Here is a 13,439-nt window from a genome sequence, read left to right on the forward strand (position 1 = left end):
GATCCCATGTCCGAAACCTCCGCGCCTCGCGCCACCGATGCTCGTGCCGCCGTCGGGTCCGACCGCACTGCGGCGACCCCGGGTGACCTGACCGCCGTGCAACGCAACGCCGTCGCCGAACTGCTCCGGGTCTCCCCGGTCGCCGACGAGCTCGGCAACCGGTTCGCCGCCGCCGGCCACGAGCTGCACCTGGTCGGCGGCTCGGTCCGCGACGCGCTGCTCGGCCGACTCGGCAGCGACCTGGATTTCTGCACCGACGCGCACCCGGACCAGACCCTGGCGGTGGTCAAGGGCTGGGCGGAGGCGATCTGGGAGACCGGCCGCGAGTTCGGCACCATCGGCGCGCGGCGGGGTGGGATGACCCTGGAGGTCACCACCTACCGGGCGGAGGCCTACGACGGGGTGACCCGTAACCCGGTGGTCGCCTACGGCACCAGCCTCGCCGACGACCTGCGGCGGCGCGACTTCACCATCAACGCGATGGCGGTCAGCCTGCCCGAGCACCGGTTCACCGACCCGTACGGCGGGGTCAGCGATCTGGCCGCGAAGATCATCCGTACCCCGGGGACGCCGCAGGACTCGTTCGGCGACGACCCGCTGCGGATGCTACGGGCCGCCCGGTTCGCCGCCCAGCTGCGGTTCGCCGTGCATCCGGACGTCCGCGCGGCGATGGCCGCGATGGCGGCCGACCTGGACCGGATCACCGCCGAGCGGATCCGGGACGAGTTCAGCAAGCTGCTGTGCGGCGCCGACCCGGTCGCCGGGTTGCGGCTGCTGGTCGACTCCGGGCTGGCCGACCGGTTCCTGCCCGAGCTGTCCGGGCTGCGGCTGGAGATCGACGAGCACGCCCAGCACAAGGACGTGTACGAACACACGTTGACCGTGGTGAGCAACGCCGTCCGGCTGGAGAGCGACGGCTGCGACTTCGTGCTGCGGATGGCGGCGCTGATGCACGACGTCGGCAAGCCGGCGACCAAGGCGGTCGGGTCGGACGGCCGGGTCAGCTTCCACCACCACGAGGTCGTCGGTGCCCGGATGACCCGGCACCGGATGAAGGCGCTGCGCTACCCCAAGGAGGTCACCACCCAGGTGGCCAGGCTGGTCGGCCTGCACCTGCGGTTCTACGGGTACGGCCGGGGCGAGTGGACCGACTCGGCGGTCCGCCGCTACGTCACCGACGCCGAAGATCTGCTGCCCCGACTGCACAAACTGACCCGGTCCGACTGCACCACCCGCAACCGGCGCAAGGCCGCCGCGCTGGCCGCCGACTACGACGCGCTGGAGGAGCGGATCGCCCGGATCCAGGCCGAGGAGGATCTGGCCCGGGTCCGGCCGGACCTGGACGGCAACGCGATCATGGAGCTGCTCGGCGTACCGCCGGGACCGGTCGTCGGTCGGGCCTGGCGGCATCTCAAGGAGACCCGGCTGGAGCGCGGGCCGCTGGACCGCGACGAGGCCGAGGCGGAGTTGCTGCGGTGGGCACGGGCCGAAGGGATCCTGCCCGACGCCGGTTAGCCACCCGTCGCGCCCGAATCGGTGGTTACCGGGCGTTGTGCCGCTCGACTACCGTCGCAGGACGGACGGGCGCGGCGATCTTGCTGGCGGTCGCGCGCCACCGAGAGCTGATCAACCGGGAGGGCCCAGATGCAGCCGTGTGCGGTCTGCGGCGGTGTGTCCGTCAACCAGGCCGGCTACTGCCTCCAGTGCGGCACGTTCCGCGGTGTTCCGTCCAGCCCGGCCGGCTACCCCGGGCACCCGCCGCAGCAGCAGCCGCCGGCACCGGTCTACCCCGGCAGCGGGGGGCCCAGCTACCCCGGCAGTGCGCCGCCCGGCTACCCGGGCAGCGGTGCGCCGGGCTATCCGGGCTACCCGATGGCGCCGCAGCCGCCCGACCGGGGCCGGTCCTACCTGGTCCCGCTGGTGGCCCTCGGCGCGACGTTCGTCGTACTGGTGGCGGCGATCGGCGTGGTGATCGCGGTCCGCAGCACTGGCGACGGCACCCGGGTCACGGCCGATCCGAGTGTCTCCCTGACCCCCAACGCGTCGCCGACTTCCAGCGCCTTGCCGACTCCGAGGGAAGCCTCGCCGCCGCTGGTCGACCCCTGCGTGGTCGGCACCTGGCAGGTGGACTCGTACGAGGAGGACATCGCGCTGGAAGAGCCGTTTGGCAGGACCAGGTTCACCGGCGTCGGCCCCGGTGCCCGGGTCGAGTTGCGCGAGGACGGGTCGGGCACCACCGACTACGGCGACGGCACCACCTTCGAAGGATTCGTAGCCGGGACCGTCGTCACCCTCACCGTCAGCGGGCAAGTCACCTACCGCTTCCGTGCCCTCGACGGCACTGTCTCCTTCAGCGACGTCGACGCGGACGGCACGGTCACGTTGAGCGCCCCGGGTCTCGACTCGGAGAGCCAGACCCTGGTCGTCGACTTCGACCCGGCCAGCTACCAGTGCGACGGCGACACCATGACGCAGAGTACGACGCTCTACACCGCAGAGATGTCCAAGCGCTGACTGTCGACACCCACCGCGTCGACGTCGATCATCGACGATGACGGCAGCAACCACACCACGGGCCCGGGATGACTCCCGGGCCCGTTGTCGGCGAGGACCGGTCAGCCCTGGTCCGCGCCGGTGTCGCTCGCGGAACCGGTCAGTGGCCTGCGCTCCGTGCGCCCGCCGTTGGCCGGCTCGGCACCGCCGCCCAGCTTGGCCAGCATGCCGGCCAGGTCGATCCCGGTCAGGTCGTTGCCGAGCTGCAGACCCTGCGCCACGTTGCTGGCCACCGACTTGGCCAGCGACGAGGCGCCGTCGGTGGAGATCACCGTCATCTTGTCGATCGAGCCCATCGGGGCACTCGCCGCCTCGACCACCTGCGGGAGCACCTTGACCAGCAGGTCGAGCACGGCGGCTTCGCCGTACGCGGCGAACGCCTCGGCCTTGCGGGCCATCGCCTGAGCCTCCGCCTCGCCCCGGGCCAGGATCGCGGACGCCTCGGCGGTGCCTTCCCGTTCGACGGCGTCGGCGATCGCGCTGCGCCGCCGCTGCTCGGCCTCACCCTCCTTGGCACCTTCGATCGCGTTCGCCTCAGCCAGCGCAGCCCGCCGGGCCCGCTCACCCTCACCGGTGAGCCGCGCCTGCTCGGCGGAGGCCTGCGCCCCGGCGATGGTCGCCTGCCGCTCGGCGTCGGCGGCCAGCACGGCAGCGCTGCGAGCAGCCTCGGCCTCCTGCTCGACCCGGTAGCGGGCGGCGTCGGCCGGCTTGCGGACCTCGGTGTCGAGCTGGCGTTCCTTCAGCTCGGCGTTGCGCTCGGCGACCTTCTGCTGCTCGGAGAGGATGGCCTGGTCCCGCTCGGCCTGGGCGAGTGGTCCGGCCGCCGCCGACCTGGCTTTCGCCGCGTCGATCTCGGCCTGGATGGACGCCTGCTTCAGCGACAGGTTCCGGTTGGCCTCGGCGATCGCCTCCTCGGCGAGCAGCCGCTCCTGCTCGGCGGCCTGTCGGGCCCGTGCCTCGGCGATCGCGGCGTCCTTGAGTACCCGGGCGGCCTCCGGCCGGCCGAGGTCCTGCAGGTAGGACCCTTCGGCGATGATGTCCTGCAGTTGGAACGTGTCGAGCACCAGACCCTGGTTGGTCATCGAATGCTCGGCCTCCTCGGCGACCGCGCTGGCGAATGCCGCCCGGTCCCGGATGATCTCCTCGATGGTCAGCCGGCCGACGATCGACCGCAACGCGCCGGCGAGCACCTCGCGGGTGAAGTCCTCGATCTCGTCCTGCTGGTGCAGGAAGCGCTGCGCCGCCGCGCGGATCGCGTCCTCCGTACCGCCGATCTTGACGATCGCCACGCCCTGCAGGTTGGCCCGGATGCCCTGTTTGCTGACCGCGCCGGCGATCTCGACATGGATCCGGCGGCTGGACAGGTCGAGCACCTGCAGCTTCTGCACCACCGGCAGGACGAACACCGAAGCGCCCATCACCACCTTTTGCCCGGACATGTCAGTGGACCGGGTGCCGTCGAGGGCCTGGGTGGTGCGCCCCTTGCGGCCGGTGACGATGAACGCCTCGTTGGAGCCGGCGACCTTGATCCGGGAGAGCACGAAGAGGATGAGTACGAGCACCAGTGCCGCAGCACCGATGATCGCGATGAGCAGTGGGGTCATGCGGGTTCCTTAGAGAGATGAGGTGGATTCGACGTCACTGGATCGTGGGGGTCTGCTCGACGACGACGCTGGTGTCGCTGACTGCTTCCACCACGAAGACCTGGGCACCGAGCGGGATCGGCAGGTCGGCGCGGGCACTCAGCTTCACCGGCTGCCCGCCGAGCCGGACCCGGATCTCGCCGTACCCGCCGGGGTGGATCGGGGTGATCACCACGCCGAGCGTGCCGACCAGGTGGTCGCGGGTCGGGGTGCCGTCCGTCGGCATGTTCCGGGCGGCCCGGGACAGCCGCATCGTCAGCCAGCCGGCCGGCAGCGCGGCGGCGACGCCGATCGCGGCGGCCGCCACCGTCAGACCGGCGTCGCCGGCACCCAGCAACCCGCCCGCGCCGGCGTCGCCGGCACCCAGCAACCCGCCCGCGCCGGCGTCGCCGGCACCCAGCAACCCGCCCGCGCCGGCGTCGCCGGCACCCAGCAACCCGCCCGCGCCGGCGTCGCCGGCACCCAGCAACTCGTTGGCGATCGCCGCGGCGAACCCGAACGCTCCGGCGAATCCGGCGACCACCTCGACCGACACCGGCCCGTCGGCACTGACGTCACCGAGATGTAGGAACTCGCCGCCGAGCAGCCCGACGGCGAGCACCACCACGCCCAGACCACCGATGATGAGGAAGACCAACGTCCCCGTGTCCACATTCCGGAACGGTAGCCCGGCCAGGCAACCTCCCCGCCCGGCCAGGGTGCGCCCTCAGCCAGGGCGCGGCCTCGGTTAGGGGCCTCAGCCAGGGGCGAGGAACAGCTCGCGACCGGCCAGCCGGTCCGGGAGGCGGTAGCGGGTGTGCGGGGTGCTGTCCGGTCCGATGGCCACGACCATGCCGGCGGCCGAGTCCATGTACAACAGTCGGTCGCCACTGGTCCAGTAGACCCGGCTGGTCGGTAGCTCGGAGCGCACCTCCCCGGTGGCCACGTCGACCAGTTGGGCGCTCTGTTGACCCTGGACGACGACCTGACTGCCGTCCGGCGACCACGACCACGGCCCGGCGACGTCCCCTCGCACCGGCACGAACCGGGTGGCGGATCCGTCGCGCGCCGAGAAGAACTGGATCCCACGCCGGGGATGGCGGATCGATTCCGAGCGCTGGCCGACCGGGTCCGTCTGGCTCAGCGCCACCTCCCGACCGTCCGGCGACCAGGTGAACTCGCAGTAGTCGGTGCAGTAGAACGCCCGGTCGGTGTCGACCGGCCAGCTCGCGACCGTACCGCTGTCGGCGTCGACGATGGTCAACCTGGTTTCGGCGCTCTCCTTGTCCGCGACGGTCAACAGCAACCGCCGGCCGTCCGGCGACCACTGCGGCGTCAGGATGTGCTGCCCGGTATGGACCCACCGCACCTGTGCGTCGGTACCCGCCTCGAGCAACCCGATCTCGAACGGCCGGTCGTCGTCGCTGATCGCCAGCATCGCACCGGTCGGCGCGGGATAGGCCGCCGCGGGCAGCGGGATCTCCCGGTACCGCCCGGCCGACCGGTCCAGCACGATCGACGGGTCCGGGCCGGTCGCCGGAGCTGACCATGATTGCGAGATCGCGCCGGTCACCACCCAGCCGTCGGCCAGTTCGACCGGGGCATCGGCCCAGTTGGCGGCGTTCAGTTCGACGACCGGCACCTCGGCAGCCGTCGGCACCTCGGCCGGGCCCGGTGAGGCGGGGGTCGGCGTCGCGGGCAGCGGGCCTACCGGCGGGACCAGCGCGTCGCCGGAGCGGCCGAGCAACTGGTACGGCACCGCCACCGCGGCCACCGCCGCCACTGCGACCAGTGCGACCGCCGCCCGCCGTCGACGGCGCAGCCAACGGCCACGGCGGATCGCCGCTGCCGCGACCCTGCCGGTCGGCTCCCCGGTCGGTCCGACCGGCGACCAGCCTCCGACGTCGACCTCGTCGGCGAGGTCGCGCAGCGCCATACGGAGCAGCCGTTCGGCTTCAATCTGCTTCATCGCAGCGCCTCCGACTGGTCAGTCAACTCCGCGAAATCGGGCACCAGCTTGCGCAACCGCTCCAGCGCCCGACTCGCCTGACTGGCGACGGTCCCGGTCCGGCAGCCCAGGATCTGCGCAGTCTGCTCCACGCTCAGATTCTCCAGGTAGCGCAGCACCAGGACCGCGCGCTGTCGAGGCGGAAGCTGACGTAGCGCGTCGCGCAGCATCATCCGCAGTGCGGTGTGCTCGTCCGGTCCGGTCACCGGTCGGTCCGGCACGCTGGCGTACATGACCTCCGGTCGTCGACCGCTCCACCGCCACCGGGACACCTGCTCGTGGTAGAGCACCCGGCGTACGTACGGTTCGGCGTCGCCGTGGATCCGGCTCCACCGGGCGTACGCCTTGGCCAGCGCCGACTGCACCAGGTCCTCGGCGGCGTGCCGGTCCCCGGTCAGCGCGTACGCGATCCGGAGCAGCGACGCACCTCGTTCGGCGACGAACGCGGTGAAATCCTGATCCTCAGTCCGGCCCACGGAGCACCTCCACAAAGTGCAGACGTCCCCGGGCGCGATTAGTTTGCATGCGACCATGCGCCAGTGGAGATTCGGATCCGGACTGTACTCGGGCACTTCGAGATCGACCTGCTCCGCCGACTCGACACCGGCTTCACCGCTTCCGCCGTACTGCAGGTCGTGGGCGGTACTGACGGTTTCACGCTGCGGGAGGTCCCGGTGTCGCCGCCGGTGCGCAAACGGTACGACCTGACCGAGGGAGTCACCGAGGGCGGTCGGCCGTGGGACCTGTACGCGCTCGCGATCGCCGACGACCAGCCGGCCGGCTTCATGGCGACCACCTACCAGCGGTGGAACGGGCGGCAGGTGGTCAACGAGCTGCACGTGGCCCCGACGTACCGTCGGCGCGGGGTGGCCCGGGAGCTGATCGGCATCGCGCAGGTCACCGCCCGGGAGAACGGTGCCCGGGAGATCTGGTTGGAGACCCAGAACGTCAACGTCGCGGCGGTACGCGCGTACCGCCGGCTCGGCTTCACCCTGACCGGTATCGACACCACCCGCTACCCGCCGCCGTACGCCGACGAGGTGGCCCTGTTCATGTCGGCTGCGGTGCCGCCCGCACCCGGTGACCCGGCCGGTCAGCCGACCGGCGGACAATCGGCGGATGCGATGGGCGGTGCTGGACTCACCGATCGGTGAGCTGTCGGTGGCGGTCGACGACGTCGGCGTGTGCCGGGTGCAGTTCGGGCGTACCGACGAGGTGGTCGACACCGCGCCGACGGACCCGGTACTGTGCGCGGCGCTCGACCAGCTGCGCGGCTACTTCGCCGGTGCGTCCACCGGTTTCACGGTGCCGCTGTCGGTGCGGCGGGGCACGGAGTTCGAGCGGGCCGTGTGGCGGCGGATGACCGACATCCCGTACGGACAGACCGAAACCTACGGCGCGGTCGCTGCGGCGGTGGGCGACCCGCAGGCGGCGCGGGCGGTCGGGGTGGCCTGCAACCGCAACCCGATCCCGGTGATCGTGCCCTGCCATCGGATCGTCGGAGCCGGCGGCAAGCTGGTCGGCTTCGGTGGCGGGCTGCCCCGCAAACGGCACCTGCTGGAGCTGGAGGCGGCGGTGGCGCTGCGCCAGGCATGGACCTGAGCGCGCGTATCGGGCGGCCCCGCTACAGCGGGACCGCCCGGCGACGCGAGGTGCCGATCTGCCGGCGAACGGCCGGGATCAGCGCTCGATTTTGTTGACGATGAAGTCCTCGACCGCCTGGCGGGCGTCGTGGTCGGCGTACTGCTCCGGCGGCGACTTCATGAAGTAGGACGAGGCTGACAGGACCGGGCCGCCGACGCCCCGGTCGAGGGCGATCTTCGCGGCGCGCAGCGCGTCGATGATCACGCCGGCGGAGTTGGGCGAGTCCCAGACCTCAAGCTTGAGCTCGGCGTTCAGCGGGGTGTCACCGAACGAGCGGCCCTCCAGCCGGATGTACGCCCACTTGCGGTCGTCCAGCCACGGCACGTGGTCGGACGGCCCGATGTGCACGTCGCTCTTGGCCATCTCGTGCGGCACCTGGGAGGTCACCGACTGGGTCTTCGAGATCTTCTTGGAGACCAGCCGGGTGCGCTCCAGCATGTTCATGAAGTCCATGTTGCCGCCGAAGTTCAGCTGGTACGTGCGCAGCAGCTCGACGCCCCGGTCCTCGAACAGCTTGGCCAGTGCCCGGTGCACGATGGTCGCGCCGACCTGGCTCTTGATGTCGTCACCGACGATCGGCAGCCCGGCGTCGGTGAACTTCTGCGCCCAGGTCGGGTCCGAGGCGATGAACACCGGCAGTGCGTTGACGAATGCGCAACCGGCGTCGATGGCGGCCTGCGCGTAGTGCCGGGCGGCCTGCTCGGAGCCGACCGGCAGGTAGCAGACGACCACCTCGGCGCGCGCGTCGCGCAGCGCCTGGGCGATGTCGACCGGCTGCTGGTCGGATTCCTGGATGACCTCCTGATAGTACTCGCCTACACCGTCGAGGGTGGGGCCACGCTGCACCAGCACCCCGGTGGGCGGTACGTCGCAGAAGGTGATGGTGTTGTTCTCGCTGGCGTTGATCGCCTCGGCGAGGTCCATGCCGACCTTCTTGGCGTCCACGTCGAACGCCGCGACGAACTCCACGTCCGAGACGTGGTAGTCGCCGAAGGTGACGTGCATGAGACCCGGGACGCGGTCGTTGGGGTCGGCGTTGCGGTAGTACTCCACGCCCTGGACCAGGGACGAGGCGCAGTTTCCGACACCGACGATGGCGACGCGGACGGAGCCCATCGCGTTTGCCTCCTTCTTGTTCTTCACGGCCGCTCCGGCTCGTCTCCGGGCTGTCCCGGCGGAGCCTCCCTGGTCTGTCCAGGCGGGGGCGGATCGTTCTCTGCGGGTTCGAACTTCATGGGATCGGGGTGGCCGGTGCGTGGGGCCCGGCCGGACCGCTCGCTGGCGATCAGCTCCTCCAGCCACCGGACCTCGCGCTCGCAGGCGTCGAGTCCGTGCCGCTGGAGTTCGAGGGTGTACGCGTCGAGCCGCTCCGCGGCTCGACCGAGCACCTCGCGGAGCCCTTCCCGGCGTTCCTCGATCTTGCGCCGCCGCCCCTCCAGGATCCGCAGCCGGGTGGCCCGGTCGGTCCGGGAGAAGAAGGCGAAGTGCACGCCGAACCCGGTGTCCTCGTAGGTCTCCGGGCCGGTCTGGGCGATCAGGTCGGCGAACCGCTCCTTGCCTTCTGCGGTGATGGTGTAGACGACCCGGCCGCGGCGGCTGGTCAGTGCCGGGATCTCCGCGTCGGCGGTCGTGGGGTCGTCGGCTTCGGCGATCAGGCCGTTGGCCTGCAGCCTGCGCAGGGTGGGGTACAGCGAGCCGTAGCTGATCGCGGCACGGATCGCCCCGAGTTTGGCGGCGAGCTCCTTGCGGAGCTCGTAACCGTGCATAGGGGACTCCTGAAGCAGGCCGAGGATGGCGAGTTCGAGCACGCTGCCCCTCCTACCTCGTGGTCTGCCCGGCATCGTCGACTCGATGTATCGAGCCGATACATCGACACGGTAGACGGAAACCAGACACCGGGCAAATGGTTCCTTGCGTACGGTCGGCTACTGATCGTGACCGTGTCGCCAAGGTCAGCCGGGACCGCGTACGCTCGTGGCCATGCGTTCGCAGCGTCAGGTCGTCGACTACTCGCTTCAGCGGCGAGCCGTGCTGCGCGAGGTGTTCTCCGGCCGGGTGAGCAGCCACGAGGTCTGTGATGCCTCGCCCTACCTGAAGAGTGCTGCCCGGTTCCACGGCGAGCCGACCGACGAGAGCTGCCCGATCTGTCACCGCGAGAACCTGACCCACGTGCACTACATCTATGGCGATGAGCTGAAGCAGTCCGCCGGACAGGCCCGAAACCGGGCCGAGTTGTCGTTGCTGGCGATGACGCTGCGTGAGTTCCAGGTGTACGTCGTCGAGGTGTGTCGCGTCTGCAACTGGAACCACCTGGTGGAGCAGTATCTTCTCGGCCGGGATGGCCTAGGCGTCGGCGGTGACGGCGAGGCTGACGACGCCGTCGCCGTGTCCGGCGGCGGCCGTCCATCGATGACCAAACGAAGGCGAGAGGCCCAACGGTGAACCTGATTGCCCGGTCGCTGCGTAGGCACCAGAGAGTAGGCAGGGCAACGTTTCTGGTTAACCGGACAAGTCACGATATTTCTGATGAAGTGGCTTTCGGCTGCTGGTGTCGCTCCGGCACCGGTAGTGGGCCAACTCACGGCAGACCGGTGGTGGCGCTGGAGCGCACCACCGCAACCGGCAGGGTGTGACACATGAACTCGTACGGCGACCCCAACTCCGCCCACGGGCGTGCCTACAGTCCAGGCAGCGGTGGCGGATACGGATCCGAGCCGGATGACTACCACTGGGCCGGGGCGGACGACGCCGGGCCGGCCCGCGGCCACTCCGCGCGGGGCGACTCCGAAGCGGGTTGGCCCGGCGGAGAGGCTTTCCGCGGACCAGCCAGCCCCGGCACCGGTCGGGCCTCGGTCGGTGGCCGTGCTCCGGTCAGCGGCGCCTCCGCCGGACGGGCCTCCGCCGGACGAGCGTCGGTGGGTAGCGCGTCGGTCGGCAGCGCATCGGTCAGCGGCGGCCCAGCCGGTCGGGCCTCGGTCGGTGGCCGTGCTCCGGTCAGCGGTGGTGCCCCGGTCGGTGGCAGCGCCCCGGTCGGTGGTGCCGCCGGCCGTGCCGGAGTCGGCCGGGCGACCGTCGGGCGGGCCAGCGTACGACCGGTCTCGCCGGCCGGTGGGTTCGGCGGCGGTCCGGGTGGTCCCGGCGGACCGGGTGGTCCTGGTGGACCCGACGGCCCGTCCGGGCCGGGACGCCGTGGCCGGGGCGGTCGCGGCGGCGACCCTGCCGCGGCGAAACGGGCCAAGCAGCGTCGGCGGATCAACCTGCTGATCGCGTCGTTCGCGGTCCTGATCATGCTCACCGGTGGTGCGGTCGTCGGCGGCACCTACTACTCGACGACGGTGACCCTGCCCGAGGAGCTGCCGCTGCCGCTGGCCAGCACGATGTACGCCAGCGACGGCACCACCCGGATCGCCAAGCTGGGCGAGTTCAACCGGGTGTTCGTCACCGTCGACCAGATCCCCGAGCACGTGCAGCGGGCGGTGGCCTCCGCCGAGGACCGCAAGTTCTACGAGCACTCCGGCGTCGACTACGTCGGTATCGCCCGGGCGGCCTGGAACAACTTCACCGGCGGCACCCGGCAGGGTGCCTCGACGATCACCCAGCAGTACGCCCGAAACGCGATGGACCTGCAGGAGGTCTCCTACGCCCGGAAGGTCCGCGAGGCGGTGCTGGCCTCGAAGCTCACCGACCGGTACGACAAGTCCGAGATCATGGGCTTCTACCTCAACACCATCTACTTCGGCCGCGGCGCCTACGGCATCGAGGCCGCCGCGCAGCAGTACTTCGGCAAGTCGGTCGCCGACCTGTCGGTCGCCGAGGGCGCGGTGATCGCGGCGGTGATCAAGCAGCCGGAGCCGGACGCGACCACCGGGCACCAGGGCTACGACCCGGCGGTCAACGAGGCCGAGGCCAAGGCCCGCTGGGAGTACGTGATCGGTGGCATGGTCGAGATGGGTTGGCTGCCCGAGGCCGAGCGACCGACCGAGTATCCGGAGATCCGGGAGGTCGATCCGAACAGCTGCATCATCGACTGCGGGATCAACACCCCCGAGGGCAACGTCATCAACTACGTCCGCGACGAGATGGTGCAGATGGGCATCTGCACGCCGGACACCTGCTCGCAGGAGCTGCGGCAGGGCGGCTACCGGGTCGTCACGACGATCGACGCGAAGATGCAGGACGCCGCGGAGAAGGCGATCTGGCGTAAGGCCAAGGGGTCGGCCATGGAGGGCCAGCCGGAGAACCTGATGGCGGCGATGGTCGCGATCGATCCGGAGACCGGCCGGGTGCTCGCCTACTTCGGCGGCGACAACGGCACCGGGCACGACTACGCCGGCCGCAACTACGAGAACGGCCAGTGGACCGGCGGCCACTCGCCCGGCTCGACGTTCAAGATCTACACGTTGGCCGCCGCCCTGGACAACGACATCTCGGTCGACTCGCACTGGACGGCGAAGCCGTTCAAGGTCGAGGGCACCGAGATCCAGGTGCAGAACGCCGGCCGGAACGCCAGCTGTGGCGAGTGGTGCTCGCTGGAGTTCTCCACCGTCCAGTCCTACAACGTGCCCTTCTACCACGTCACCGAGCAGATCGGCGCCGACAAGGTGGTCGGCATGGCCAAGGCGGCCGGCGTCGCCACCATGTGGAACACCGCCGACAACAAGCCGTACGACCTGACCACGGCCGACCCGAAGGAGGTTGCTCCGTCGCCGTTCTTCAACGTGGTCGGGTACGGGCAGTACCCGGTGACGGTGCTCGACCACGCCAACGGGGTGGCGACGCTGGCCAACCGCGGGGTCTACAACAAGGCCCACTTCGTGATCTCGGTCGAGAAGAAGAACCTGGTCAGCGGTGAATGGGTGACGGCCGGAGGCGAGCAGCTCAAGCCGGAGCAGCGGATCCGGCAGGAGGTCGTGGCGGACCTGACCGACGTGCTGACCCAGATCCCGAACAACATCAACAGGGACCTCAACGGCGGGCGTCCGGTCGCTGGCAAGACCGGCACCTGGGAGCTCAACGAGTCCAGCGGCGAGAACGGCGATGCCTGGATGGTCGGCTACACCCCGCAGATCGCGACGGCGGTGTGGGTCGGCAACGTCGGAGACCGCAAGGCGATCCGCGACAAGAACAACAACAAGATCGGTGGTAGCGGACTGCCCGCCATCATCTGGCAGCGCTTCATGAACGAGGCGCACAAGGGGATGGACGTCGAACAGTTCCCGGCTGCCCGGGAGATCGGCAGCGTCGACGCCGGCAACGGCAAGTCGCCGGCCCCGCCGCCGCCGGACCCGCAACGGCCGGGTCGCGGCGGAATCTGCGACGGTCCGCTGGGCGACCTGTTCTGCCCGGGCGGCGGAAACAACGGCGACAACAACGGGAACAACGACGGCGACCAGGGCGACGACGGTGCCGGTAACCCCACCGGAACTCCTGGTAACGGGACCGACCCCAACGACGGTGACGACCAGGGTGGCGACGGCGGCATCGGGTTCGACTTCGGCGGTGGTGCTGGCGGCACCACTGTGCCGCCGACACTGCCGCCGCCGACACGCTGATCGACGGACGCAGATCACCAACCACCGCGCCGGCCGGTGACCAGGTCAACCGACCTGGTC

General features: G+C 70.6%; 12 protein-coding genes. 6 read left to right on the forward strand and 6 right to left on the reverse strand.

Annotated elements, in window-relative coordinates; translation table 11 throughout:
• The first annotated feature begins 6 nt into the window (after positions 1–6).
• Both ACN27J_RS21530 and ACN27J_RS21535 read left to right on the forward strand, forming a co-directional pair.
• A complete protein-coding gene (locus ACN27J_RS21530; RefSeq protein WP_421368925.1) occupies positions 7–1,515 on the forward strand; it encodes a CCA tRNA nucleotidyltransferase in 1,509 nt (502 codons plus the stop codon).
• 129 nt (positions 1,516–1,644) lie between these two features.
• Entirely contained in the window at positions 1,645–2,514 is an 870-nt protein-coding gene (locus ACN27J_RS21535) for a hypothetical protein (protein ID WP_421368927.1), read from the forward strand.
• Between the two features lie 101 nt (positions 2,515–2,615).
• On the opposite strand, the gene ACN27J_RS21540 is transcribed toward ACN27J_RS21535, so the two are convergent.
• The 4 genes from ACN27J_RS21540 to ACN27J_RS21555 all read right to left on the reverse strand — a co-directional run bounded on the left by ACN27J_RS21540 (position 2,616) and on the right by ACN27J_RS21555 (position 6,659).
• Positions 2,616–4,157, reverse strand: a complete 1,542-nt coding sequence (locus ACN27J_RS21540) for a flotillin family protein (RefSeq protein WP_421368929.1) — start codon at positions 4,155–4,157, stop codon at positions 2,616–2,618.
• 34 nt (positions 4,158–4,191) lie between these two features.
• Positions 4,192–4,848 (reverse strand): NfeD family protein, encoded by a 657-nt coding sequence (locus ACN27J_RS21545; protein WP_421368932.1) that lies wholly within the window; start codon positions 4,846–4,848, stop codon positions 4,192–4,194.
• Between the two features lie 84 nt (positions 4,849–4,932).
• Complete coding sequence (locus ACN27J_RS21550) at positions 4,933–6,144, reverse strand: hypothetical protein (RefSeq protein ID WP_421368934.1); 1,212 nt, start codon at positions 6,142–6,144, stop codon at positions 4,933–4,935.
• On the reverse strand, positions 6,141–6,659 hold the full coding sequence (locus ACN27J_RS21555; protein WP_421368936.1) for a SigE family RNA polymerase sigma factor: 519 nt from the start codon (positions 6,657–6,659) through the stop codon (positions 6,141–6,143). Before ACN27J_RS21555 ends, ACN27J_RS21550 begins: the two co-directional genes overlap by 4 nt.
• Positions 6,660–6,722: 63 nt before the next feature.
• Between ACN27J_RS21555 and ACN27J_RS21560 the strand changes: the two genes are divergently transcribed.
• Both ACN27J_RS21560 and ACN27J_RS21565 read left to right on the forward strand, forming a co-directional pair.
• Complete coding sequence (locus ACN27J_RS21560; RefSeq protein ID WP_421368938.1) at positions 6,723–7,337, forward strand: GNAT family N-acetyltransferase; 615 nt, start codon at positions 6,723–6,725, stop codon at positions 7,335–7,337.
• Entirely contained in the window at positions 7,303–7,785 is a 483-nt protein-coding gene (locus ACN27J_RS21565) for a methylated-DNA--[protein]-cysteine S-methyltransferase (RefSeq protein ID WP_421368940.1), read from the forward strand. The genes ACN27J_RS21560 and ACN27J_RS21565 overlap by 35 nt, the downstream gene beginning before the upstream one ends.
• A gap of 78 nt (positions 7,786–7,863) precedes the next feature.
• Here ACN27J_RS21565 and ACN27J_RS21570 read toward each other — a convergent pair whose 3' ends face one another.
• On the reverse strand, positions 7,864–8,943 hold the full coding sequence (locus ACN27J_RS21570) for an inositol-3-phosphate synthase (RefSeq protein WP_123607432.1): 1,080 nt from the start codon (positions 8,941–8,943) through the stop codon (positions 7,864–7,866).
• Between the two features lie 23 nt (positions 8,944–8,966).
• Positions 8,967–9,635 (reverse strand): PadR family transcriptional regulator, encoded by a 669-nt coding sequence (locus tag ACN27J_RS21575; protein WP_278172913.1) that lies wholly within the window; start codon positions 9,633–9,635, stop codon positions 8,967–8,969.
• 172 nt (positions 9,636–9,807) lie between these two features.
• Here ACN27J_RS21575 and ACN27J_RS21580 point away from each other — a divergent pair, with 172 nt between their 5' ends.
• Both ACN27J_RS21580 and ACN27J_RS21585 read left to right on the forward strand, forming a co-directional pair.
• Complete coding sequence (locus ACN27J_RS21580; RefSeq protein ID WP_278172914.1) at positions 9,808–10,269, forward strand: DUF5318 domain-containing protein; 462 nt, start codon at positions 9,808–9,810, stop codon at positions 10,267–10,269.
• A 194-nt stretch (positions 10,270–10,463) separates the two neighbouring features.
• Positions 10,464–13,379: a transglycosylase domain-containing protein gene (locus ACN27J_RS21585; RefSeq protein WP_421368943.1), complete on the forward strand. Its 2,916-nt coding sequence runs from the start codon at positions 10,464–10,466 to the stop codon at positions 13,377–13,379.
• Positions 13,380–13,439 lie beyond the last annotated feature (60 nt).

The organism is Solwaraspora sp. WMMB762 (genome assembly GCF_049179115.1).
Taxonomy (GTDB): domain Bacteria; phylum Actinomycetota; class Actinomycetes; order Mycobacteriales; family Micromonosporaceae; genus Micromonospora_E.